Origin of the sequence: Halovibrio sp. HP20-59 (assembly GCF_033052795.2) — a bacterium.
Classification (GTDB): Bacteria; Pseudomonadota; Gammaproteobacteria; order Pseudomonadales; family Halomonadaceae; genus Vreelandella.
Map to the genome: position 1 here is coordinate 153,704 of NZ_JAWJUW020000001.1, position 24,132 is coordinate 177,835.

Annotated in this window: 28 protein-coding genes; 16 read left to right on the plus strand and 12 right to left on the minus strand. The window is 53.5% G+C overall.

Translation table 11 applies throughout. The features are described from left to right. Nucleotides 1-95: 95 nt before the first annotated feature. Nucleotides 96-785 (plus strand): glutathione binding-like protein, encoded by a 690-nt coding sequence (locus tag RZA33_RS00755; protein WP_317505934.1) that lies wholly within the window; start codon nt 96-98, stop codon nt 783-785. A 179-nt stretch (nt 786-964) separates the two neighbouring features. Further along, nucleotides 965-1,321: a phasin family protein gene (locus RZA33_RS00760; RefSeq protein WP_317505935.1), complete on the plus strand. Its 357-nt coding sequence runs from the start codon at nt 965-967 to the stop codon at nt 1,319-1,321. Nucleotides 1,322-1,584: 263 nt separating this feature from the next. Here the strand turns inward: RZA33_RS00760 and uraD are convergent, their stop codons facing one another. Then, the gene (gene uraD / locus RZA33_RS00765) at nt 1,585-2,121 is read right to left on the minus strand and encodes a 2-oxo-4-hydroxy-4-carboxy-5-ureidoimidazoline decarboxylase (RefSeq protein ID WP_317505936.1); all 537 of its coding nucleotides are present in this window, start codon (nt 2,119-2,121) and stop codon (nt 1,585-1,587) included. 163 nt (nt 2,122-2,284) lie between these two features. Between uraD and uraH the strand changes: the two genes are divergently transcribed. The 3 genes from uraH to RZA33_RS00780 are packed head-to-tail and all read left to right on the plus strand — an operon-like array spanning nt 2,285 to nt 4,602. Next, nucleotides 2,285-2,638, plus strand: coding sequence for a hydroxyisourate hydrolase (gene uraH / locus RZA33_RS00770; protein ID WP_317505937.1), 354 nt, complete (start codon nt 2,285-2,287; stop codon nt 2,636-2,638). An 11-nt stretch (nt 2,639-2,649) separates the two neighbouring features. After that, nucleotides 2,650-3,852 (plus strand): urate hydroxylase PuuD, encoded by a 1,203-nt coding sequence (locus RZA33_RS00775; protein ID WP_317505938.1) that lies wholly within the window; start codon nt 2,650-2,652, stop codon nt 3,850-3,852. 15 nt (nt 3,853-3,867) lie between these two features. Next, nucleotides 3,868-4,602, plus strand: coding sequence for a GntR family transcriptional regulator (locus RZA33_RS00780; RefSeq protein WP_317505939.1), 735 nt, complete (start codon nt 3,868-3,870; stop codon nt 4,600-4,602). A gap of 53 nt (nt 4,603-4,655) precedes the next feature. On the opposite strand, the gene ilvY is transcribed toward RZA33_RS00780, so the two are convergent. Then, complete coding sequence (gene ilvY, locus RZA33_RS00785) at nt 4,656-5,534, minus strand: HTH-type transcriptional activator IlvY (protein ID WP_317505940.1); 879 nt, start codon at nt 5,532-5,534, stop codon at nt 4,656-4,658. A 196-nt stretch (nt 5,535-5,730) separates the two neighbouring features. On the opposite strand from ilvY, the gene ilvC reads away from it, so the two are divergent. Both ilvC and modF read left to right on the plus strand, forming a co-directional pair. Then, nucleotides 5,731-7,203: a ketol-acid reductoisomerase gene (gene ilvC, locus RZA33_RS00790; RefSeq protein ID WP_317505941.1), complete on the plus strand. Its 1,473-nt coding sequence runs from the start codon at nt 5,731-5,733 to the stop codon at nt 7,201-7,203. A gap of 110 nt (nt 7,204-7,313) precedes the next feature. Then, nucleotides 7,314-8,816, plus strand: coding sequence for a molybdate ABC transporter ATP-binding protein ModF (gene modF, locus RZA33_RS00795; protein WP_317505942.1), 1,503 nt, complete (start codon nt 7,314-7,316; stop codon nt 8,814-8,816). A gap of 158 nt (nt 8,817-8,974) precedes the next feature. Here modF and RZA33_RS00800 read toward each other — a convergent pair whose 3' ends face one another. Then, complete coding sequence (locus RZA33_RS00800; RefSeq protein ID WP_317505943.1) at nt 8,975-9,307, minus strand: YnfA family protein; 333 nt, start codon at nt 9,305-9,307, stop codon at nt 8,975-8,977. Nucleotides 9,308-9,398: 91 nt separating this feature from the next. Between RZA33_RS00800 and RZA33_RS00805 the strand changes: the two genes are divergently transcribed. Beyond that, complete coding sequence (locus tag RZA33_RS00805; protein ID WP_317505944.1) at nt 9,399-9,566, plus strand: hypothetical protein; 168 nt, start codon at nt 9,399-9,401, stop codon at nt 9,564-9,566. Here the strand turns inward: RZA33_RS00805 and RZA33_RS00810 are convergent. The 8 genes from RZA33_RS00810 to RZA33_RS00845 all read right to left on the minus strand — a co-directional run bounded on the left by RZA33_RS00810 (nt 9,550) and on the right by RZA33_RS00845 (nt 15,886). Beyond that, nucleotides 9,550-9,822 (minus strand): addiction module protein, encoded by a 273-nt coding sequence (locus tag RZA33_RS00810; protein WP_322976182.1) that lies wholly within the window; start codon nt 9,820-9,822, stop codon nt 9,550-9,552. The two genes, RZA33_RS00805 and RZA33_RS00810, sit on opposite strands and share 17 nt — an antisense overlap. 201 nt (nt 9,823-10,023) lie before the next feature. Then, nucleotides 10,024-10,320 carry a type II toxin-antitoxin system RelE/ParE family toxin gene (locus tag RZA33_RS00815; RefSeq protein ID WP_317505946.1) on the minus strand — a complete coding sequence of 99 codons (297 nt, stop codon included), beginning with the start codon at nt 10,318-10,320 and terminating at the stop codon, nt 10,024-10,026. Continuing rightward, a complete protein-coding gene (locus RZA33_RS00820; protein ID WP_317505947.1) occupies nt 10,320-10,574 on the minus strand; it encodes a type II toxin-antitoxin system ParD family antitoxin in 255 nt (84 codons plus the stop codon). The genes RZA33_RS00815 and RZA33_RS00820 overlap by 1 nt, the downstream gene beginning before the upstream one ends. A gap of 133 nt (nt 10,575-10,707) precedes the next feature. Then, on the minus strand, nt 10,708-11,472 hold the full coding sequence (locus RZA33_RS00825) for a hypothetical protein (protein WP_317505948.1): 765 nt from the start codon (nt 11,470-11,472) through the stop codon (nt 10,708-10,710). Nucleotides 11,473-11,556: 84 nt separating this feature from the next. Next, the gene (locus RZA33_RS00830; protein ID WP_317505949.1) at nt 11,557-12,072 is read right to left on the minus strand and encodes a hypothetical protein; all 516 of its coding nucleotides are present in this window, start codon (nt 12,070-12,072) and stop codon (nt 11,557-11,559) included. A gap of 51 nt (nt 12,073-12,123) precedes the next feature. Beyond that, the gene (locus RZA33_RS00835; protein WP_317505950.1) at nt 12,124-13,593 is read right to left on the minus strand and encodes an NCS1 family nucleobase:cation symporter-1; all 1,470 of its coding nucleotides are present in this window, start codon (nt 13,591-13,593) and stop codon (nt 12,124-12,126) included. Between the two features lie 29 nt (nt 13,594-13,622). Beyond that, a complete protein-coding gene (locus RZA33_RS00840; protein ID WP_317505951.1) occupies nt 13,623-14,981 on the minus strand; it encodes an NCS1 family transporter in 1,359 nt (452 codons plus the stop codon). Nucleotides 14,982-15,130: 149 nt separating this feature from the next. Beyond that, complete coding sequence (locus tag RZA33_RS00845; RefSeq protein WP_317505952.1) at nt 15,131-15,886, minus strand: aspartate/glutamate racemase family protein; 756 nt, start codon at nt 15,884-15,886, stop codon at nt 15,131-15,133. A gap of 309 nt (nt 15,887-16,195) precedes the next feature. On the opposite strand from RZA33_RS00845, the gene puuE reads away from it, so the two are divergent. From puuE to RZA33_RS00885, 8 genes are all read left to right on the plus strand, one after another. Further along, complete coding sequence (gene puuE, locus RZA33_RS00850) at nt 16,196-17,134, plus strand: allantoinase PuuE (RefSeq protein WP_317505953.1); 939 nt, start codon at nt 16,196-16,198, stop codon at nt 17,132-17,134. Between the two features lie 10 nt (nt 17,135-17,144). Then, entirely contained in the window at nt 17,145-17,978 is an 834-nt protein-coding gene (locus RZA33_RS00855) for a bifunctional allantoicase/(S)-ureidoglycine aminohydrolase (RefSeq protein ID WP_317506204.1), read from the plus strand. A gap of 9 nt (nt 17,979-17,987) precedes the next feature. Beyond that, complete coding sequence (locus tag RZA33_RS00860) at nt 17,988-18,476, plus strand: ureidoglycolate lyase (RefSeq protein WP_317505954.1); 489 nt, start codon at nt 17,988-17,990, stop codon at nt 18,474-18,476. 116 nt (nt 18,477-18,592) lie between these two features. Next, the gene (pyk, locus tag RZA33_RS00865) at nt 18,593-20,068 is read left to right on the plus strand and encodes a pyruvate kinase (protein ID WP_317505955.1); all 1,476 of its coding nucleotides are present in this window, start codon (nt 18,593-18,595) and stop codon (nt 20,066-20,068) included. Next, the gene (gene modA / locus RZA33_RS00870) at nt 20,055-20,831 is read left to right on the plus strand and encodes a molybdate ABC transporter substrate-binding protein (RefSeq protein ID WP_317505956.1); all 777 of its coding nucleotides are present in this window, start codon (nt 20,055-20,057) and stop codon (nt 20,829-20,831) included. Before pyk ends, modA begins: the two co-directional genes overlap by 14 nt. Before the next feature lie 41 nt (nt 20,832-20,872). Continuing rightward, on the plus strand, nt 20,873-21,541 hold the full coding sequence (gene modB, locus RZA33_RS00875; RefSeq protein WP_317505957.1) for a molybdate ABC transporter permease subunit: 669 nt from the start codon (nt 20,873-20,875) through the stop codon (nt 21,539-21,541). Then, a complete protein-coding gene (locus RZA33_RS00880) occupies nt 21,504-22,682 on the plus strand; it encodes an ABC transporter ATP-binding protein (protein WP_322976183.1) in 1,179 nt (392 codons plus the stop codon). Before modB ends, RZA33_RS00880 begins: the two co-directional genes overlap by 38 nt. A 2-nt stretch (nt 22,683-22,684) precedes the next feature. Next, on the plus strand, nt 22,685-23,221 hold the full coding sequence (locus RZA33_RS00885; RefSeq protein WP_317505959.1) for a DUF192 domain-containing protein: 537 nt from the start codon (nt 22,685-22,687) through the stop codon (nt 23,219-23,221). Here the strand turns inward: RZA33_RS00885 and RZA33_RS00890 are convergent. After that, a complete protein-coding gene (locus tag RZA33_RS00890; RefSeq protein ID WP_317505960.1) occupies nt 23,218-24,072 on the minus strand; it encodes a DMT family transporter in 855 nt (284 codons plus the stop codon). The genes RZA33_RS00885 and RZA33_RS00890 overlap by 4 nt on opposite strands. Nucleotides 24,073-24,132 lie beyond the last annotated feature (60 nt).

A 24,132-nucleotide genomic window follows, 5' to 3' on the forward strand; every position in this document is an offset into this window, starting at 1 on the left:
CTAACAGCGGCGGCGCTTAGCGTGCCGCCCGATACATTGGAAACGTTGATAGGCGCGTAAGCGAGTCGCTCGACGTTTGCATAAAGGAGATGCCAATGATTGACCTGTATTACTGGACAACCCCCAACGGCCACAAAATCTCCATCATGCTCGAAGAGGCCAAGCTTGCGTATCGAGTGAAGCCGATCAACATTGGCCGAGGCGAGCAGTTTGACCCTGAGTTTCTCACCATTTCTCCCAACAATCGTATTCCGGCTATTGTCGACCATTCCCCGCGGGATGAGGGCCAGCCGCTATCGTTGTTTGAATCCGGTGCGATCCTGGAATACCTTGCCGATAAAAGCGGTCTTTTCTTACCTGCTGCGGGTCGCGAACGCTACATCGTGTTGCAGTGGCTGCATTGGCAAATGGGTGGATTAGGCCCGATGGCAGGCCAGAATCATCATTTCTGCCACTATGCGCCGCAAAAGATAGATTACGCCATTGAGCGCTATGTGCGCGAAACCCACCGGTTATACAGCGTGTTGGATAACCGTTTGGCGCAACAGACCTATGTGGGCGGCGATGATTACTCGATTGCCGATATGGCGATTTACCCTTGGATTGTTCCTTGGGAAAAACAGCGTCAAACCTTAGAAGAGTTTCCTGATCTAGAACGCTGGTTTGACATGATCAAAGCCCGCCCGGCGGTGCGTAGAGCCTACGCGCTGGTAGAAGATGTCAACCCACAAGCAGGGGTGGAAATGGACGATCAGGCACGTAAGTATCTGTTCGGTAATCGCTAATAGCTGCCTTCGTTAAAATATTCTGAGTCTTTACAAGTGGGTAGGTGCAGCATGACGAAAATCATGTTGCACTGCACAAAAAGCACTGCTAGATTCAATAGCAGCAGAGGCAAAAGCCCAGCTAATGACCGCCTGATGAGGGCGCGTTGAAGTGCTAGCTCACATCTGGAGAGATGAAAATGAATAAAGCGACTGATAAAACAACCCAACAGTTTGAGTCCGTATTTGTTTCGCCGATGCGTTCCTACACGCTGACCGCGCTTGATTACTACGACAAGCTGGTTAGTGCCCAGATGGACGCTGCCCGTGCTTATTCGGATATGGCAATTACTCAAGCGCGCACTTGGCTTGATGTCAAAGACACGGACAGTTTCAAAAAAGCCATGGATAGCCAGCAAAAAGCCGCCAGCGACTTTATGGAACGTGTGAAGGGAGACACTGAAAAAGTGACTTCCATCGGCCAAAGCTTCGCTCAAGACAGCCAAAAAATGGCAGAAGACACCACTAAGAAAGCGGTAGAGACTGCCAAGCAGTGATTTAATCGGTACTACCGCCAACAACGTCGCGCCCTGAGGGTGCGGCGTTTTTCTTTGCGCCTGCTCACCACCTCATGATTGACGGTTTTGATACGCCGCTTCGGCCTTAGCAAATTTGGCACGCCTGTCAGGTTTGCCCGGTAAAATGGCATCCAGCAATATTCCCAGTGGGCGGCATTGTTTTTTGCATCCATTACTAATAACAGTGTATACAAAAAATAAATAAAATAGCCCGTTCGACGAACAGTCTTCAACGCTTCGGTTTATTGCTCGGCCCGCGCCCTTAACCGAAAGCGCGCAATGCGAATAATTTGCTCAACGGCCGTTTGTCGCTCGGTAGCCGCATCATTGTTCAGGCGCTCTTCAAAGGCGGCGAGAATGTCATGCCGATCCAACCCTTTAACGGCAATCACAAACGGAAAGCCAAATTTCTCCTTGTACGCCGCATTAAGGTACTCAAAGCGCGCAAACTCTTCAGGGCTGCACTGATCAAGCCCGGCGCCTGCTTGTTCGCTGGTTGAGTCTTGAGTTAATTCACCGGCCATCGCCGCTTTACCGGCTAAATCAGGGTGCGCCTGAATCACCTTAATTTGCTGTTCGCTGCTCGCCTGCTGCAACATAACTCCCATCAGCTCGGCTAATGCATCAGGCTCGTCGTGGGCTTCAGTCAGGCCGTGTTGCCAGGCAGCTTCGGCCACCCAGGGGGAGTGTTCATAAATATCCCCATAATGGTGGGCAAGCATTTCAAGACTGCACTTGCTAGGCGCGGGTGACAGCAGTAATGGTTGCGGTGTGGGCACTGGAGCTCTCCTAAGCGGTGTTATTTTTTACAACATACGTGATTCAAAGCAAGCATGGATCGAAGCGTGCAGGGTTGGAATTACTGTATACAATAAATATCGGTAGCGGTACTCTTTGACCAATAGGTCAAGTAACGTCATCAATAATCAACAAGGAGTGGCTATGGGACGTTTAACCACCCACGTACTGGATACCGCCAAAGGTCAGCCCGGCCAGGGTATTACCATTGAGGTGTTTCGCCTTACCGGCAGTGAGCGCCAGCATCTGAGTACCGTGATCACCAATAGTGACGGGCGTTGCGATGCGCCCATTTTAGAAGGTGATGCGCTCACGCTAGGGGAATATGAGCTGGTTTTCCATGCCGGTGATTACCTGCGCTCCCAAGGCGTTGAAGCTGCCGAGCCGCTCTTTTTAGACGTTATTCCGCTGCGCTTTGGCGTCGCCGATGACAGCCAGCACTACCATGTGCCACTGCTGCTCTCGCCCTATGGCTATTCCACCTATCGCGGTAGTTAAGAGGGCATTGAATGCAATCTTATGTGATTGATTTTGTTAACTTGCTGCTGCGATGGCTGCATGTGATTGCGGCCATCGCCTGGATCGGCGAGTCGATCTACTTTGTGATGCTGGATAACAGCCTGCGCGCACCGAAGGCTGAGGAAGACCGCGAGAAGGGCGTGTTTGGCGAAATGTGGTCAGTGCATGGCGGTGGTTTTTACCACAACCAAAAGTACGCCACGGCGCCTGCCAAGTTACCCAATGATCTGCACTGGTCATTCTGGAAAGCTTACACCACTTGGCTTTCCGGCTTTGCGTTGTTTGTGATTCTCTACATGGTCAATCCGGGCTTCTATCTGGTAAACCCCAATAGCCCCTGGGAGTGGGCCGCCAACATGACGGGCTGGCAGGCCAACCTGCTGGCGCTAGCGTTTTTGCTGGGCGGCTGGGTGGTTTATAACGAGCTGTGTAAGCGCATTAGCCCCAATATGGATCGTGATGGCCTGCTCAGCATTGCGGTTGCCGTGATGATGATCGTGGTTGCCTACCTCAGCACGCAAATGTTCACCGGTCGCGCCGCCTTTCTGCTCACCGGCGCCGTGATGGCGACGGCGATGTCAGCCAATGTCTTCTTCTGGATTATTCCCGGCCAGCGCCGCATGGTAAAAGCCATGAAGGCGGGCGATGCGCCTAATCCTTTGGATGGCAAACGCGGCAAGCAGCGCTCGGTGCATAATACCTACTTCACGCTGCCGGTCGTATTGCTGATGGTGAGTAATCACTACTCGTTTATTTACTCCCACGAGCTCGCCTGGGTGGTGATGGTACTGTTCATCTTCGCCGGCGCCCTGATCCGTCAGTTCTTTGTCTTGATGCATGCAGGTAAAACCCAGCTCGCCTATCCTGCCATTGGGGTAGCACTTATTCTGTTAGCCTTTTGGGTGGCTGCACCGAGCGCTTCGTCACCGAGTGGTAATGCAGGCGCACAAGGGCCAGACCGGGCGCAAATCACCGGCTTGATTGAGCAGCACTGTGTTCAGTGTCATGCTCACAACCCTGAGCATGCCGGTTTTTCAGCACCGCCCGCCGGATTTGCTTTCGAAAGCTGGGACGAAATCCTCGGGCAGAAGGCAAAAATTCAGCAGGTCGTGGCCAGCCACTATATGCCGTTAGGCAATATGACCAACATGAGCGATGAAGAGCGCGATATCATTGCCGCTTGGGAGGAATGATCAGAGAGGCTAGCTATGAGTGATGCGCAGGCGCCGGAAAAGCGGCGCGCTCCTGCTAAAGAAACGAAAAATAGCAAAGAGGGCGATGAACGCCACGACGCCATTTATCGCTCCGTGAGCGATGCCATCGTTGAGCAGCGTTTAAAACCCGGCTCACGGCTGCGCGAAGATGCGCTGGCGGACGTCTTTGGCATTAGTCGTACCGGTATTCGTAAAATCTTGCAGCGTTTAGCATTGGAACAGTTAGTCACGCTAACACCGCGCCGTGGTGCCAGCGTTACCCGGCCCACCGCCGATGAAGCCAAAGACGTTTTCGATGCCCGCCAGTTAATCGAGTGCGGGTTAATGCCTGATGTAGCTCGGCGCATGGGTGAAAAAGAAGCAGCAGAACTACGCGACATGGCCCGCCAAGAGCGCCAGGCGCTGCGTAGCGGCCAGCAGAGTGTAGCGATCCGGCTATCAGCCGACTTCCATATGCGTTTAGCACAGCTTTCCGGCAACGCCACCCTGGCAGAATTTGTCGAACGGCTTTGCTCGCGCTCCTCGTTGATACTCGCTGTTTACGGCCACCCTGGCCATTTAGGGTGCGAATCCCACGACCACGACGATTTGATCGGCTACCTGGAAGCAGGCAACGGCGAGCGCGCCAAAGCCTTTATGAGCCGCCACCTAAAAGCCATTGAAGCGTCGCTTTCCATGGTCGAAGAGGAGGAGAACGTGCCGGATTTGCAGCAGATATTTGGGGGATGAGAACGGTTGTGTCGGATCGCTAAAAAACGCGCCCAGGGATTAGTAAAGAGGGCTTACATCAAGCGCCAAAAAGCATCGACCAACGGGTTCTTTAGGTTTTTCTTTAAGGTAAACAAACCAATATCGTAAGGCTCCAGTTCCGGCGTCACGTCGAGCACGCGGATGCGATCCACCAAGGGACTGTTGTCGAGGACGATTTTTGGCACCACACCAATGCCAAAGCCCAAGCTCACCATACTCACAATGGCTTCATTACCGGTGACCTGTGCATAAATGCGCGGGGAGACATCCAACTGACGAAACCACTCATCCACACGGGCTCTTGAGACACCGCTCTCCGATAGAATCATGGGAGTATTCGCCCACTCAGCTGGTGTGATGGGCGTGCTGGTCGGCGCATTGGGCACTTGCTGCTCCAGCGGCGCAATAAACAGCAAAGGCGACGTGGCAATGGATTTAAACGCTAGGCCGCGCGGCAAGTTAGCAGGCTGGGCCGCGATGCTAAGATCTTCTTTACCATCCAGAACATGCGCAATAGCGTGTTCTGGATCCCCCGTTCGCAGCTTGATTTCAATGACCGGGTAGGCAATACGAAAGCGGCGCAGGAGTTCGTGCAAAAAGCTATAGCTGGCGGTGACGGAGCCATACAGGCTGATTTCCCCGCTTAATTGATCAGGATTCTCCGTCAATTCATGACGAATCAAATTCCATTGGCTGCTGGCATCGCGGGCGTACTTGAGAAACTTTTGCCCCTCCTGGGTCAACACCACGGTACGGTTGTCGCGATTAAACAGCGTCACCCCCAGCTCCTCTTCTAAATGCCGAATATTGCGCGACAGGGCAGAAATACTGACATAGCACTCATCGCTGGCGCGCCCGAAATGCAGGGTCTCTGCCAAGGCGAGGAACTGTTTTAAAATTTTAAAATTCATAAACGCCATGATAATCGTATTTTGCAAAAAAAGGGACATGCTGTTGCAAATATATCAATTTAAGAAATGATCATTTTTGGTTAGATTGGCCTTACTCACATAACGCTGGATCTCGCATCTGGCGGCTGTGTCACTCTTTTAAGCATCGGTGTGCCTCACATCGATGCCGCGATCATAAAACATTAGGATGCTAACGATGGCTAACTACTTCAATACGCTGCCGCTCCGCGAGCAACTGGCGCAACTCGCCAAATGTCGGTTCATGTACAGCTCTGAATTTGCTGATGGCGTAGAAGCGCTGAAAGGCAAAAAAATGGTCGTTATCGGCTGTGGCGCCCAAGGCCTTAACCAAGGTTTGAACCTACGCGACAGCGGCTTAGACGTCTCTTATGCACTGCGCCCTGAAGCCATTGAACAAAAACGTCAATCCTGGAAAAACGCCACCGAGAACGGTTTTGTTGTAGGTACCTACGAAGAGTTGATCCCCACAGCAGACGTTGTATTGAATCTGACGCCCGATAAGCAGCATACCTCTGTTGTGACGACGGTAATGCCGTTGATGAAAGAGGGTGCCTGCCTATCTTACTCCCACGGTTTCAACATCGTCGAAGAGGGCATGAAAATCCGTGATGACTTAACCGTCATCATGGTGGCGCCCAAGTGCCCAGGCTCCGAAGTTCGCGCTGAATACGTGCGTGGTTTCGGCGTTCCCACCTTGATCGCTGTTCACGAAGCCAATGACCCTAAAGGCGAAGGCCTTGCCCTGGCAAAAGCCTACGCAGTGGGTACTGGCGGCCACAAAGCCGGCGTGTTGATGTCCTCTTTCATCGCCGAAGTTAAATCCGACCTGATGGGTGAGCAAACGATCCTTTGTGGCATGCTGCAAACCGGCTCTATCCTATGCTTCGACAAAATGATCGAAGAAGGCATCGAGCCTGGCTACGCCTCTAAGCTGATCCAGTACGGCTGGGAAAACGTCACGGAAGCATTGAAATACGGCGGCGTGACCAACATGCTGGACCGTCTTTCTAACCCGGCTAAGATCAAAGCTTTTGATTTGGCTGAAGAGCTAAAAACCATCATGCGCCCGCTGTACAACAAGCATCAGGACGACATCATGAGCGGCCATTTCTCGCACACGATGATGGAAGACTGGGCGAACGATGACGCTAACCTGCATAAATGGCGTGCAGAAACAGCAGAAACCAACTTCGAGAAAACACCTGCTGCTGACGTAGAAATTACTGAACAGGAATACTTCGACAACGGCATCTTGATGGTAGCAATGGTTAAGGCGGGCGTTGAGCTTGCTTTCGAAACCATGACCGCGGCTGGCATCATCGCCGAGTCTGCGTACTATGAGTCGCTCCACGAAACGCCACTGATCGCCAATACCATTGCGCGTAAGAAGTTGTATGAGATGAACGCAACCATCTCTGACACAGCGGAATACGGTTGCTACCTTTACAATCACGCGTGTGTACCGCTCTTGGCTGACTTTATGAAAGGCATTAAATCCGATGTTATCGGTAAAGGCCTTGATGTAGACGACAACGGCGTAGATAACGCGCGCTTGATCGAAGTCAACGATTCGCTTCGTGCTCACCCGGTAGAAGCCGTTGGCTCAGTTCTTCGTGGCCACATGGCTGACATGAAAAGAATTTTATAACCGGCTGGATAACCGCTAGTTAGTTAAGACGTTTAAAAAGCCGAGATATCAAAAGATATGCTCGGCTTTTTGTCTTTGTTGACTCTTTAAACCCTGTAAGGAACACATTCATGGTGCCTTCAACCCGCTTGGAAAATATTCAGTTAAAAAAAGCGACGATCAGTTTTGATGATCGTTTCACCCTAAGCGAAATTGATTGGACCATTGAACCCCACCAGCATTGGGTTATCACTGGCACCAATGGCGCAGGTAAATCCGCCCTTGCAGCGGCGCTTGCCGGCATTGGCAAAATCGAAGCGGGCACTGTTCAAGGCCTTCCCAAAAACGTTGGCTTGGTCTCTTTCGAAGCACAAGCCGAACTCATTGCCAAAGAACTGAAAAAAGACGATGCCGATATTATGGATGTCATTTCACTCGGGACCCCCGTTAGTGAAATGATTTTCGAGCAGTGCCAAGACCCTGAACTTGCAAGCGTACTGGTCGAAAAGTTCGGCCTTACGAAGCTACTCGACCGCGCCTTTCGTAAGCTCTCCACCGGCGAAACTCGCAAGGTCATGCTGATTCGCGCTCTATCGAGCAATCCGGACTTGCTGATTTTAGACGAGCCGTTTGACGGTTTGGACGTCGACACCCTAGCCATGCTGCAAGCCCATCTCGCCTCTATCATCGATACGGTTCCCATGGTGATGGTGCTGAACCGCTTTGATGAAATGCCGGACTTCATCACGCATATTGCGTACTTAAACAAAGACCCTGGGGATAAAGAGCGCTTGGAGAATAAGAAAGGGGATAAAAAGCGAGGAGATAGTGGGCGATTAGCGTTCACGGTAGAGCGTCAGGATGAAGCCGCCTTCAATGAGCTTTATCAGTTGCTGCATTTGAAAACCACCGACCTAAGCCTGCCCGAGGCCGACCCAGCCAGTAAATTACCCGCTCTCGACCCCAGCCAGCCATTAGTTAAGCTTAAGCAAGCGACTATCCAATACGGTGATACCGTGATTGTCGATAAGCTTGATTGGACGATTGAGCAGGGCCAGCACTGGCAACTAAGCGGCCCAAACGGTAGCGGTAAAACCTGCGTCTTGTCCCTGATCACCGGCGATCACCCGCAGTGCTATACCAACGATATTTTTGTATTTGGTTTCCATCGCGGTAACGGCGAAAGCATCTGGCAGATCAAGCAGTTTATCGGCTATGTCTCCACCGCTCTGCAGTGGGAGTATCGCGTTAGCACCAGCTGCAAAAACGTTATTATTTCAGGCTTCTACGACAGCATCGGCGTGTACACAAAAGCCACCGATCATCAGAAAAAAATCGCCGACCAGTGGCTCGAACTACTGGGCATGCAAGAGCGCGCCGATCAGCCATTTAACAAACTCTCCTACGGCGACCAGCGTTTGCTACTTATCGCCCGCGCCATGGTGAAACACCCGCCGCTGCTGATTCTAGACGAGCCTTGTCTCGGCCTGGACGACATGAACCGCCAGTTGGTTCTCGCCCTTATTGAGAAAATTTGTGAAGGCCAAGAAACCACGGTGCTCTACGTCAATCACCACACGGAAGACAAAATAAAAGAAATCGACAATCATTTGGCGCTGGAGAAGAATCATTAGCTTCTCGAAGCTAAAGCCCTCAACTTTTCCGGCAGGCAAGTTCCACGCATCAAAATCTGTGCGATGGCAAAGCAAAACCCGTGACGCAGCGTCCAAAATAACGGCGAAGGCCCCGAGATGATGCACCGTAAGTCTCCCTTGTAAGCCCAACGCCCTTGTTAGGCGGTGCGCGGGGCAAACATGATGATAGCCATACCCACCAGCGCCACGGCTGAGCCAATCCAATCCCACATAGTTGGCCGAATACCATCGACAGCCCAAAGCCAGGTGATCGCCATGAAAATATACACACCCCCATACGCAGCATAGACCCTGCCTGCTGCGGTGGGATGCAGCGACAGTAACCACGCAAATGCGGCAAGACTCAGCGCACCTGGCACCAGAAGCCAAATGGTTTTGCCCTCACGAAGCCAAAGGTAAGGCAAATAGCAACCAACGATCTCTGCCAATGCAGTGACTATAAAGAGTCCGACTGTTTTCAACTCAGGCAATGAAATTGACCTCTTGGCAGTGACACATAATGCTAGACAGCATGCATGCGGGCAGCAATATCGGAAACCCCGCATTAAGGGAAGAAACTTGATGAAGTTGGGTGTTCGAGTGCAAACCGCTGTTGCCTGTGACATCACCAGCGAAGGCTCTTGGTGCAGTTACAAAACACAGGGTATCAACCAGGCATTATTGGATGAATACCTGAAGGAAGCCGGTTTGGTGTCACTGCGCGATGGATGGATTAAGCTTCACTGTTGAATGAAACGGCCCGGCTACCCGAGTTATGCCCGGTGGAGCCAATAACCCGGCTTGCGGCTTTGATTTCTTCCCATGACACCCCTTGAACTTTTCCCGTCTCAAGCTCATCAAGCCGCTGTTCAGCAAGAGAGAGCCAAGCAGCATCGACCCCTTCATCTTGCTGAGTTTCAAGGCTAGAAATCAGCCAATGGGCAAGTAAAGCTCGATCATTGGCTGAAAGCCCTTTTGTTTCTTGAATGACTTGTTCGAGTCCCATGATTGTGGAGCCTCTTCGCATGAGCAGATTACTTTTCAATTCTAGCATGCCGGAGACGGGGGGAGAGAAACGGCATAACGCATTGCTCACCGGAAAATTAGGAGCGTAGCGAGTAATTTTTCCGAATGCAGCTACTTGTTGGGCGGCAACGGCACGGGGCCTGATGGAGATCTTGAAGCTGCGCCGAAAATATAGCTCCCACTACTCCAGAAGCCTTTCCGGTGCATCCATGTCCTCGTGAAGCACACGAACAACGAGCACTTTCGATTCATGCAGTTGATAAAAAACAGCATGGTGCTCGACCTGTAATCTGCGATACCCAGAAAAAACATGGTCGTAGTTCGCGCCAAGTGATGGATGATCAATCAGCCGTTTCATGCCGGTTTCAAGACGATCCAGGTAATTATCCGCCTGATCAACGCCCCATTCCTCACAGGTGTACACCCAAATTCCGATGAGATCTGATTCCGCCTTCGGCGTTACATTCAGCTCAAGCACTAATCAATCGCCTTGATCCGCTTACGGCCAGCCGACTTGATGGCCGATATGTCGAGTGGCTTAGGTTTCCCACTTGACTCACCCTCAGCGAGGGCCTGCCTCAGCGTGGCAAGACGTTCCTTGGCCTGCTGGTCTCTTCGGATGAGATCGCGGATGTACTCGCTATCGTTGCCAAATTGACCGCTCTCAATCTGGCCTTTCACCCAGTCGTCTTGCTGCTCGGTCAACGTGATGGTCTTCCGGTGCATGCTCATGGCTGATGCTCCAAACATGGGAGAGGTGTGACATTATCATACTCTTCCCGCCACTGAATCAATGATGCTCTTACGCCTGCAGTTGCTGCAGATGCGGAGTGCAACGGAGTACCTGTACGACAACCTGCACTGGTTAGTTGCTAGTCGAGATTGAGTCATATTTTTTCTGTATTTGATCTTCTTCCATTTTCTGTAAATTCTCGACTTTTAGCCTCAAAAAACCATCTGGATTCAACTTACAGTGATAGTGGTGATGCTCTTTCAACCTAGCGTCTTTTTCCCTTTCGCGCTCTCTATCTGATTTTTTCTTTCGCCCCGTCATTTTTAACCACTGCTGGTAGGCTTTCCAGAAGCTATAAACCAGAGCAATTACCGATAGCCACAGAGGGCTAAAAAACTCAAGTAATGCTATAGCAACAGGAACGACGACAGACCAAACAATTAGCAGTCTTTTCGCTGTTCGTATTGGCTTCAGGTTTTCTCGTGCTTTGTCACTGACTTCGCTCTGGGTTCTGTAGTTCAAATCAGAGTATATTTCTATCAAATACCATTGGGACTTCAGTTCCTCTGGAAATTCTTCATCCTCAAGAAGCTCCCACTGATAGCGCGGCTTTCCTTCATCCAAGATAGCGGTGACATGACTAATGGGACGTACATTTTCAAGATTAATGAGGTCGCCATGCCTATCAAATGCACAGGCCATAACAGGCACCGGATACCGAGTGATCCATTCCCCGGCTAACTTTTCCAAGTCTGTGGCCACTTCCTCACCTGCTACATCGGAGACATATGTCACGGTGAGGGAAGCAAAGGGAATTGAACCGACAGGCGGCGAATACTCGAGAAAGTAACCGTCAGTCTTTTCCGTGATGTGATCGAAGTATATTTTTTCTTCCACTACTCAGAACCTTGTCTGGCAACTAATGCTCGGCTTTGCGGCGTGCCGGAGCGCAGCGTGGGCGCGTCCGGCAACAGCCGCTTGTTACAAATTCTTTGACTTTTCCGCTTGGATGCATGATGCAACCCTCGTTTTCGTCTTTGCATCCTTGAAGTATCGGTTGAAAGAAAAGGACTCATCAGACTCTTGCGCAGAAGCGACCAATTGCGCTATGTACTCCATTGCGTTTGGAACCAATTTTTTCGCGTTTTCGAAATCAAGGCGATCAACGCCCCGTGCATCACACAGTTGTCCCACAGCAAAAAGCGCATGATAAGCACCATCAATTAGAAATATAAATCTTCGATCAAAATTTTCCTGTTTTTTTATAGCCGCTTGAACTTTTCTCTTTTCAGATTCAATTAAATTTAATATCTTAACTGCGTTCAACAGGTCGTCAGCAATCAGCTCCTCTGTAAAAACCTGACTACAGATCGAAAATATCTCATTTTGATGAGCATTAATACCGAAAAATGATTTTCCTCCTATGCCCATAAGAGGAACCTGACAGGGGCTAAGATGGCCGCGCCAGCCCATGGCAAAAAAAAGCGCCACCGGCAAAACCGATGGCGCTTTTATAATCTTCTAATCAGCTAGTTACGACCCACTTGTCTACTGCGCCGCCAACTCGGGCGCAGCCTTAAACTGCCGCATCAAACCGTAGTAGAACAGCCCACCCAGCCCTGCACCAATCAACCAGCCGTAGCCGCCAAGGGCTGAAAGGGCAGGCACTAACACGGTAGAGAGCGAGAACAGCGCGGCGACGCCAAAAGCGATAAGTGCACGGGTGTTCCAGCCGTTTACGTAGTAGTAGGCGCTACCCGGTGCTGATGAGAACAGCTCCTGCATGTTCAGATGCTGGCGCTTAATCAGGTAATAATCGACCACGATAATGCCGTAGAAGGGCGCGACCACGGCGCCTAGCGCATTCACAAAGCCGGGAACGCCAATTTGGCTAATCACAGGAAGCCATAGCGCGCCAACGAAGAACGCAATCACCGCGGTAATCAGGCCGCCCATCTTAAAACTTATTTTGCTGGGAAATAGGTTGGCCAGGTCGTAGGCGGGGGGAATGAAGTTGGCGACCAGGTTGATGCCTACCGTGGCGGCAAAGAAGGTGAGGGCGGCGATAATCGTCAGCGGCAATGAATCCACTCGCTCAACGATATCAGCGGGGTTGGTCAGCGCTTCGCCAAACAGCACCAGAGTACCGGCGGTAATAATCAGCGCGATAAACGAGAAGAACGCCACGTTAAGCGGCAAGCCCAGCAGGTTGCCTAGCTTCATCTGACGCTCGGTTTTCACAAAGCGGGTGAAATCACCGAAATTGATCACCACTGCTGCAAAATAGGCCACCATGGTGCCGACAATCGCCATAAAGGCCGCGATCGAACTACCGCTGGTGTCACTGCCACCGCTGAAAATGGTGCCAATAGCCGGGATTAGCTCACTGCCCGCCTGGTACCAGACAATAATCATCAGCACCAACATCACCACGTAGACCAGCGGGCCCGCCCAGTTAAGGAAGTGCTTAATGCGCTCAATCCCCTGCCAGAAAATCGCGATCTGAAACAGCCATACAATCACAAATGACACCCAGGCCACGCCGGAAAGCCCCAGGAAAGTGCTGCCATCGCCTGCGCCATAAAAAGCCGTAATCAGAAGAGTGACGGCGGTGGAGGCAAAGTAGGTTTGCACGCCGTACCAGAAAATCCCCACGATGGCACGCAGCATCGCGGGTAGGTTTGCGCCGCGTACGCCCATGCTGGCGCGCACCATCACTGGGAAGGGGATACCGTATTTAACGCTGGGCTTGCCGGTAAGGTTGACCAAAAACATCACGATCACGCCCGCCAGAATAATCGCCGCCATCACCGCCCAGCCGTTCAGGCCGTAGGTTAAAAAAAGCGAGGCCGCCAGGGTATAGCCAAACAGGCTCTGAATATCGTTTGACCAAACGTTAAATATCTCAAACGCGCCCCAGTTACGATCCTGGGGTTTAAGCGGCGCGAGATCCTCGTTATACAGCGTGGGGTCAATGTGCTTAATATCCAGGTCACTAACGTCGTTACTCTCTTTCATCTTATTCGCTCTTCTGTTGGCAAAGGGAGTTACTGGCTAAAGCGCTGGCAGGGAGCCCAGTACTTCATTAGCAGGTAGTAGCTAATGCCTGCGGGTATCAGGCTGGCGTACCACGAGACCGCCGAGAAAGAGAGCGCCGCCGCAATACCGATCGCGGTGGCAATAAACGCGGCTAGGTTCACGCCCTGGTAAGGGCCGTTGGCGTCATAGAGTTTGTCGATATCCAGCGTGCGACGACGAATCACATAATAATCGACCACCAGAATGGCGAAGATGGGGCCTAGAAAAGCGGAGTAGGTCTGCACAAACAGTTGCAGGCCCGCCGCAGAACCGGGCTGTACCAACTTCCAAGGGAAAGTGGCGAAAGCCAGTAGCCCAACAATCACCGTTGCAACCGAGAACTTGATCTTAAAGATGTCCATCAGGACGTAAGTAGGTGGTACCACGTTGTTGAGTACGTTGGTGGTGACCTGGGCAAAGGCGATGAACAGCAGAGTGGTCATCAGCAGCGGCGTGTTGTCGACGGCGTTGGCAAACACCTGGATAGGGTCGGCGGTGCCGGTGGCCTCGGACACCATATAGCCGATCAAGCCCATAAACAGTGTGCAGGGCAGAATCGACATGGCGTAAATGGTGGTCAGCAGGGTTTGGGCGGTGCCCTTTTTATGCTCCCGTGCGTAGTCGCTAACGTTGAGCATCATAGTGCTGTAGATGCCTAAAAACAGCATGGTAGCGCCCCAGAACGGCATGCCCCAGGAGCCTTCCATGGTCAGCAGGCTGGCGGAAAGCTCATCGCCATAGCGTTGCACCGTGGCGTAGAACATATACATCAGCGAGGCGAGGATAAAGGCGCTGCCGATGTTCTCTAACCACTTGATGCCCTGAAAACCCATGACCGACAGGCCGATTTGCAGAAACTGGAAGGTAATAAAGTAGAAGATCAGGTTGTCAAAGCCGAACAGGGTGGCCGACACCATATTGAGCGCCCCCGCGCCAATCCAGCTTTGAAAGCCGTACCACACTACCGCCGGTACCGCGCGCACTAAACCGGGCAAGCGCGTGCCCGTAAAGCCGAAAGCGCTGCGCGCCTGCACCATAAACGGGATGCCGTACTTGTAGCCTGCGGCCCCGTTAATGGCCAAGGCAATGCCGATCACAAAGCAACCGATGGCAATGGCCAGGGTGGCTTGTAACAGGTTTAAGGTGCCGACCACGCTTGAACCCATGGCGAAAGTGCCAATGGAAACGCAGCCGCCGAACCACGCCAGAAAATAGGAACCGCGTCCCATAATCCGCGTTTGCTGCGGGGCCAGGCTTTCGGCCCCTAGTCCTTTTGACCCGCTGTCGGGCCGTTCTTCTGGCGCAAGAGCTGAGGTTGAAACGCTCATGATGTCGTCCTCGCAAGATTATCGGTTTTATGGCTTCCCCTGATGGCGGGAAACGCTTGCGGCGTGGCGTGCTAATGGACGTACTTTTTAAAATCCTATTTAAATTATTGTTATTAAGTGTTTTTGAGTCATTATTATTTTTTCAGCCGTTATGACTTAAGCGGTAGTACAAGATCAGAAAGCCCGGAAAACTTACCGGTGAAGGTTTTTGGCCGTGGGTAGGCGAGATCACCATGCTTGCTGGTATACAGCCCCAGGCTGGCTAGGGATTCGGCCAGTTTCAGCGCGGCGGTGACACCTTCTACTACCGGTAGGCCGACTTCGCGGCTAATTTCCTGGGTCAAATTAGCCATACCGCCACAGCCTAAAACGATAGCGCCGATACCGTCTTCATCACGGGCGCGGCAACACTCTTCGACGATGCGGGTAAACGCCACTTCAGGGTGGTGCTCAAGATCCAGTACTGGAATTTCAGCGGCACGAATACGACGGCAGTGGTGGCTAAAGCCGTACTGCTGAAGCAGATGCTCGGCGATAATGCCGGTGCGGCCCAGGGTAGTGACAATGGAAAAGCGGGTGCTCACCAGCGTAGCAAGGTGAAAGGCCGCTTCAGCGATGCCAATGACCGGCGCACGGGTTAGCTCTCGCGCCGCAAGCAAGCCGGGGTCGCCAAAGCAGGCCACCACGTAAGCATCGATACCACCTTCGCGCTTACCTTTTAGAACTTCTTCGGCCACCCCTACCGCGCTGATGGCTTCATCGAAATGGCTCTCGATAGAAACCGGGCCAGCGTCGGGCTGCGAAGCGCTAACAGTGGTGCCTTCGGCTGCTTGTTGCTGCGCTGCTTGACGCATAGCCGCGGTCATTGAAGCCGTGGTGTTGGGGTTAATAATGCGTATATGCACGATAGCTGTTCCATGTGTAAACAATATGGCATTTCTTGTATACAAAAATAGGGCGGTTTTTTAAGGGATGCAAGGGGCTAATGAGCAATTGGCAACAAAAAATGGCCGATAAAACTTGACCATTTGTTCAGGATTCAATGTCTTAACGCCTTTTAAACTAAGAAACGCTATTGGCGTCAGGGGATTAGCAGTTAACCGCGTTGCGGTTGGTTATGAATGTCGCTATTTTGTATACAAATAATTTTCTGTATTGCTGAGCGGCTATTTGCCAGTGATCTGCCAGGGTTTGTATGAGTCAAGGAGTTAGCTATGTCTTCATCATCTAAGGGCCACTATCCCCGCGATTTGATGGGTTATGGGCGCAACCCGCCTCACGCCAACTGGCCTAACAAGGCCAAAATTGCCGTTCAGTTTGTGCTCAACTATGAAGAGGGCGGCGAAAACTGCGTGCTGCATGGTGACTCAGGTTCCGAGCAGTTCCTGTCGGAAATCATCGGCGCTCCGGCTTATCCAGACCGCCACTTGAGCATGGAGTCGATCTACGAGTACGGCTCTCGCGCCGGGGTATGGCGCATTTTGCGCGAGTTTGAAAAACGTGATTTGCCGCTTACGGTGTTTGGCGTTGCCATGGCGCTGGAGCGTAACCCGGATGTCGCCCTGGCATTTAAAGAGTTAGGTCACGAGATTGCCTGTCACGGCTACCGCTGGATTCATTATCAGGAAGTGCCCGAGCACGTTGAGCGGGAGCATCTAGAGAAGGCCATGGAGATTTTTCAGCGCCTCTATGGCGAAAAACCCCAAGGCTGGTACACCGGCCGCGATAGCCCCAATACTCGGCGGCTAGTCCTAGACGAAGGCGGTTTCCTTTACGATAGCGACTACTACGGCGACGACTTGCCGTTCTGGACGCAGGTGACCGACAGTCAGGGTAGTGACCACAATCACCTGATTGTGCCCTACACGCTGGACAGCAATGATATGCGCTTTGCCGCGCCACAGGGTTTCAACACCGCGGATCACTTCTTTACCTATCTACGCGATGCCTTTGATGTACTTTACGCAGAAGGGGAAGAGGCGCCCAAAATGCTATCAATAGGCATGCACTGCCGCTTGTTGGGCCGCCCTGGACGTTTTCGCGCTCTGCAGCGCTTCTTAGATTACATCGAAACCCACGACCGCGTTTGGGTGGCCCGGCGGGTCGATATCGCCCGTCACTGGGCCGAGCATCACCCGGCGCCAACTCGCTGAAAGGCTAATGATGAATAAAACTTCTTACTACGCCCCCACTGGCGGCCATCCGCCGCAAACGCAAATCACCGCTGACCGCGCTGTATTTACTGAAGCGTACGCGCTGATCCCAAAAGGCGTCATGCGCGATATCGTCACCAGCAACCTGCCGTTCTGGGAAGGCACTCGGTTGTGGGTGCTGGCGCGCCCGCTGTCGGGGTTTGCCGAGACATTCTCTCAGTACATTATGGAAGTGCAGCCGGGAGGCGGTAGCGATAAGCCGGAGCCAGATCCCCACGCAGAAGGTGTCTTGTTTATTGTGGAGGGTGAGTTATCACTTACGTTGTTAGGCGGGCATTACACCATGCAGCCCGGCGGTTACGCGTTTATCCCCCCCGGTAGCACGTGGCAAGTGCGCAACGAATCTGACGCGCCGGTGCGTTTCCACTGGGTCCGCAAAGCGTATGAGCTTGTGGAAGGGCTTGAAGTGCCGAAGGCGTTTGTCACCAACGAGCAGGACATTGCGCCTATCGAAATGCCGGGTACCGAGGGGCGTTGGGCCACCACGCGCTTTGTCGACCCTGCGGACGTTCGCCATGATATGCACGTCAATATCGTGACCTTTCAGCCTGGCGGCGTGATTCCTTTTGATGAAACCCATGTCATGGAACACGGCCTTTACGTGCTTGAAGGCAAGGCTGTTTACCACCTGAATCAAAACTGGGTAGAAGTAGAAGCGGGGGATTTCATGTGGCTACGCGCCTTTTGCCCCCAGGCCTGCTACGCCGCTGGACCGGGGCCGTTCCGGTATTTGCTGTATAAAGATGTTAATCGCCATGCTTCTCTTAAACTGTCATCTCGCTAAGGAGCTGCCATGCTAGAGCTAAAAGCCGAACCGCTAACGGCTGAAGCCTTCGCCCCTTTTGGCGATGTGATTGATGCACGCACCTCCGAGTCGTTTCCTATCAATGCCGGGCGCACTCAGCGCCACCATGATCTTGCCAAGGTGGAAACGCTGGGCGAAAACGCTCACACGCTGATTAATATTTTCGTGAGCCAGCCTATTACACTGCCGTTGGAATTAACGTTTCTAGAGTGCCACCCTTTAGGCAGTCAGGCATTTATGCCGCTGCACCAGGAGCGCTTTATTGTGGTGGTAGCGCCACCGGGGGAGGATATTAACCCTGCCGACGTGCGGGCTTTTGTCACCGATGGCCGCCAAGGGGTGAACTACCACGCAGGCACCTGGCACGCGATTCAGTCGGTGTTGGAGCGCGAAGGCGAGTTTTTGGTGGTGGATCGGGGCGGTGATGGCAATAACTGCGATGAGTTTCCTCTCACGATCACTGTGACGTTGACTTAATCCAACCCTATGCGTTGCACTGCTGTCATATAGAGCGCGTTAAACTGGTAAGCTAGAGACGCTGAATAGAGTTACTTAATACAGTCACTACTCGTTAATTGCATGGTTGGAACATTATGAACGCACTGCACTTCTCCTCGATCCGTCGTACCAAAATTGTCGCCACCCTTGGCCCCGCCAGCGACCGGGAAGGCGTATTGGAAGCCATGCTCAAGGCGGGTGTGGATGTGGTGCGTCTGAATTTCTCCCATGGCACCGCCGATGATCACCGCCGCCGGTTAAACGAAGTGCGTGAAATTGCCACCAAATTGGGCCGTAGCGTAGCGGCTCTGGGCGACCTTCAAGGCCCTAAAATCCGTATTGCGCGGTTTAGAGACGGCGCCGTGGTGCTCAAAGAAGGCCAGCCGTTTATCCTTGATATGGAACTCGATGGCGATGCTGGCGATGTGCATCAAGTAGGCTGCGACTATAAGACCTTGTCGCAAGATGTCACCGCCGGTGACCGCCTGCTGTTAGACGACGGTCGGCTAGTGCTTGACGTGGTCCGTGTCGAAGGCCAGCAGGTGCATACTACTGTGGTCGTGGGCGGGAAGCTCTCTAATCACAAAGGCATCAACAAGCAGGGCGGTGGGCTCTCAGCCCCTGCATTGACCGAAAAAGACAAAGTCGATCTCAAAACTGCCGTTGAGATCGGCGTCGACTATCTTGCCATTTCTTTTCCCCGCCATGCCGACGACATGCTCGAAGCCCGGCGTTTATTAGGTGAGGAAGGTAAAGACATCGGCCTGGTCGCCAAAGTCGAGCGTGCCGAAGCCGTGGCGGACGATGCCACGCTGGACGGCATTATCGAAGCCTCCGAGGCGGTGATGGTAGCGCGGGGTGATTTGGGCGTCGAAATTGGCGATGCCAAACTGGTCGGCGTGCAAAAGCGCATGATCAAGCGGGCGCGTTCGCTGAACCGTGCGGTTATTACCGCCACGCAAATGATGGAAAGCATGATCTCAGCGCCGCTTCCCACCCGTGCCGAAGTATTCGACGTGGCCAACGCGGTGCTGGATGGCAGCGATGCGGTGATGCTTTCGGCGGAAACCGCCGCTGGGGACTATCCGCTGGAAACCGTGGAAGCCATGTCGCGGGTTTGCTTGGGCGCTGAGCGTGAAAAATCCGCCCAGGAGTCTGGCCACCGTATCCATGAAGGCTTTACCCGCCCGGATGAAACCATTGCGCTTTCCGCCATGTACGCCGCCAACCACATGGCCGGTGTTACCGCCATCGCCTGCATGACTTCTTCTGGCTACACGCCGCTGATTGCCTCGCGCATTAGCTCTGGCTTGCCAATCGTGGGGTTGGCGCATAATCCCATCGCCCAGCGACGCATGGCGCTTTATCGTGGCGTCGTTTCTCTTCCGTTCGATACCTCTGAAATGACGGCGAGCGAGCTTAATGGCCGTGCGCTTGAGATGTTAGTCAAGACTGGCATTTGCAAAGCAGGCGATCACGTGATTCTTACTCGCGGTGACCACATGAATGCTCATGGTGGTACCAATACCATGAAGGTAATGGAGATTACTGACGAGCATGTTAAACGCTAAATTAGCGCATGGTTGGCTGCTAGCCTGCTTGCTTCTGATAGGCGCCCCCGCGCAGGCGGGGGCGCCTATTGTGGCAGCGGCTTCAGATCTGCAGTTTGCGCTGACCGAAGCAGCCGAGCAGTTTCAGCAGGAAACCGGCCACGCCTTGCGGCTAAACTTTGGCTCGTCAGGCAACTTCCGCCGTCAAATTGCCCAGGGTGCCCCCTTTGAGCTCTATCTCTCTGCTGACGAGAGCTACGTTCAAGCGCTCTATGAAGAGGGCTACACACAAGATGAGGGCGTGATTTACGCCATTGGTCGTTTAGTGTGGCTGCAGCGCGCAGGGCGCGGTGATTTGCCTAACGAGGAGACGCCGCTAGAGGCGGTTCAAACCGCGTTAGAGGCGGGTACTACTGAACGCATCGCCCTGGCCAACCCTGAGCACGCGCCTTACGGTGTGGCGGCGCGGCAGGCGCTTGAGCATGCAGGGCTTTGGGAGCAAACAGAACCGCTGCGGGTATTAGGAGAAAACGTCTCCCAGGCGACGCAGTTTGCGCTTTCCGACGATGCGCGCGGTGGTCTGGTGGCTTACTCTTTGGCGCTGGCTCCCTCACTAGATGAGCGAAGTGAGTACGTACTCATCCCAGAGAGCTGGCATAGCCCACTACGCCAGCGCATGGTGCTGACTAACCAGGCGGGAGAAGTCGCTAGCGCTTTTTATCAGTGGCTACAGCAAAACGAAGGGCAATCCATTCTGCGTACCTATGGGTTTAGCGTCGAATAATGGATGGCTCTTAATGGATTGTTCGTAATGGATTGTTCGTAATGGATTGGTCGGCGCTTTCGGTCTCACTTCGGCTTGCCGGATTTACCTGTTTAATTCTTGTCCCTGTCGCTATATGGCTAGGCCGAACCCTGGCCTATGTGAATTTTCGCGGCAAAGGTTTATGCGAGGCGCTTGTGGCTTTACCGCTGGTGCTACCGCCTACCGTACTAGGTTTTTATCTGCTGCAGAGCTTTGGCCGCGATGCGCCGGTGGGGTCGTTTTGGGCAGGCATGACCGGCAGTGGGCTGAACTTCACCTTCACTGGCATCTTGCTTGCTTCCTTGCTCGCTAACCTCCCGTTCGCCGTGCAGCCCATTCAGCGCGCCTTTGAACATGTGCCCCATAATCTGCGTGAAGCCGCCTGGTGCAGTGGCTTGAGCCCCTTGCAAACGCTGCTGCGCATTGAGCTACCGCTGGTGTGGCCAGGCATTCTGTCAGCGGCAGCGCTCACCTTTGCCCATACGCTGGGCGAATTTGGCGTTATCTTAATGGTGGGCGGCGCGATTGATGGTGAAACCCGCACCCTCGCCATTGCTATCTATGATCGCGTCCAAGCCTTTGACGAACAGGGCGCTGCACAGATGTCGGCGCTGCTGCTGTTAGTGTCGTTTATCACCTTGGGATTGGTATATGGGCTGGCCGGGCGAAGGCGGTGGGTACGTGGTTGATTTTTCTGTGGATGGGCTCGCTTCAGGACTAAAGGTCGCGGTTACTCAAACGGGGCCAATTCCGCTGGCTACTGAGTTTACCTGCCAGCCCGGCGAACTGCTGGCGCTGGTAGGGCCTTCAGGCAGCGGAAAAACCACGCTGCTGCGCACGATTGCCGGGCTTTATCGCCCCCGGGGCGGGCGAGTGGAGTGTGCTGGCGAAGTTTGGTTTGACGCCGAACGTAAGCGTTCACTCTCGCCCCAGCATAGAGAGGTCGGCATAGTGTTTCAGGACTATGCGCTATTTCCTCATCTAACCGCCTCGCAAAATATTCAGATCCCCTTGCGCCACTTGCCTCAACCGCAGCGCCGTGAACAGGCCGAGCAGTGGCTAGCCAAGGTGCGTTTAGACGGGTTGGGCAAGCGCTACCCCAACGCGCTTTCCGGGGGCCAGCGCCAGCGAGTGGCCCTGGCCCGCGCCTTGGCCCGCGACCCCAAAGTGCTGTTACTCGATGAGCCCTTTTCGGCGGTGGATCAAGTAACTCGTCGGCGTTTGCAGCGGGAGTTGGCGCTGCTGCGCCAGCAGATCGACATTCCCATTGTCCTAGTGACCCACGATCTGGAAGAAGCCGCCGCACTGGCCGACCAAATCTGCGTGTTGCATAACGGCGTAAGCCTACAGCAAGATGTTCCTGACGTGCTTTTCCGTCGGCCGTTGTCGCCGCTGGTGGCGCGCTTGTTAGACCGCCATAATCTGTTTGAAGGGATAGTGGTGGATGAGGACGGCAAGCGTCGGCTGCGGTGGGGCGAACATTATCTAGAGGTAGCCGAGGGGCTAGATAATCTGACGCTGGGTGAAAAAGTCTCCTGGTTCTTGCCGCCCTCCGATATTGTGCTTCACCGTCGCGACCGTCCTTCACACGGCGAACGGGAGAACCCGGTCGTTGCCACCGTCAGCGAGCTGGTCGTACTGGGGGGTATTACGTCAGTTTCGCTAAGCGTCAATCACGGCGATATGTTACGTTTTGATATTGCCACCCATGCCGCCCGGCGTAATCAGTTAACCAGCGGCGCCGTGGTCAAGGTTTCGCTGCTGGCAGCAGGCATTTACCTTTTGCCAGGCCACCGAGTTCGCGCAGATGCGCATGACAAAAGGAAGTAAGCATGAATCCCACGCGTCGTACGCTGCTCAAGGCGTCGTTACTGTTACCACTAGTGGCGCTGCTGCCGATGTCACTACTCAGCTCGTATGTCTGGGGGCAGCAGGCTGCAGCGAAAGAAATGCAAACGCTGACACTGGCTATTCACAGCGAGGACGGCCCGCACCGGCTAGATGTTGAAGTGGCGGAAACGGTGTCTCAGCGTCAGCGCGGGTTAATGGGGCGTGAGAGCTTGCCCGAACAAAAAGGCATGCTGTTTCGTTTTGAGAACGAGCAGTCGGCCACCAATGCCTTTTGGATGTATCGCACGCTAATCCCCCTGGATATTGCCTTTATCGATAGCGATGGGCGGATTGTAGCGATTAATACCATGCCACCCTGCGAATCCTCGTCGCCGAGCGACTGCCCCTCTTATCCGGCGGGTGCGGCTTACCATGCGGCGCTGGAGGTCAACGGCGGCTATTTTGAAGAGCGCGACATTCAAGTGGGCGACTGCGTGTCCATCCCCGAGGAAGCTGGTTTCTGCCAGCCCGCAGATTAAATTGGACGACGGCGAAAACGGATCACAATCAGGGCGATACCCGCGATCACTAAGCTGCCGCCTACCAGTTTATGCACGCCTAGGCTGTCGCCCATTAACAGCGCGCCTAGGCCGACCGCCAATACTGGTACCAGTAGCGTCATGGGTACCACGCGATTAACCGGGTGACGGCGTAAAAGCGCGTACCATATCCCGTAAGCGACAATCGACGACATCACCGCGGTGTAGAGTACTGTTCCCCAGCCCAGAAAGCTCGCTTGTTTAATCGCCTGCCACTGACCGCTTTCAAATAGCCATGAACCCATTGCTACCTGCGGCACTGCAAATAGCGCCATCCAGCCTGCCAAAGCCATCGGCGCAATGGGCGGGCCGCGCTTAATTAATAGCTGAGAAACCGCCCAGCCCATCGCGCTGCATAAAAGAATAACCAGGGGGAGAGGCGTCGGTAAGGTGGGTCCACCCGCCAACACAATAATGCCCGTAAACGAGAGTAGCAGCCCAACGATACGTTTGGGGCCCAGTTTCTCTTTTAAAAAGATCACGGCCAACAGGGTCGCAAAGGGCGTTCCCATCTGCACTAAAAGCGCACCGGTCCCTGCTTCTGCCTGCTGTAAACCAATAAACAGCAGGGCGAAGTGCAGGCTACCGAAAGTGATCGATAACAGCAGCAAAAATGGCAGCTGCGCCCGCGCCACTGGGTAGAAGGGCACCAACAGTACTGCGACCAGCGAAAAGCGCAGGGTGGTCATCAATAACGGCGGTAGCTCTGCCACACCGACCTTGATAACAATGATATTCAGCGCCCAAATGGCAATAACAAACAGGCCGAGCAGCAGGTCGCGTAGTGGCACGTTGATGTCCATTGGTAGAGAGGGAAGACGCGCTCAGGATATCAGCTGGTACTACTTTCT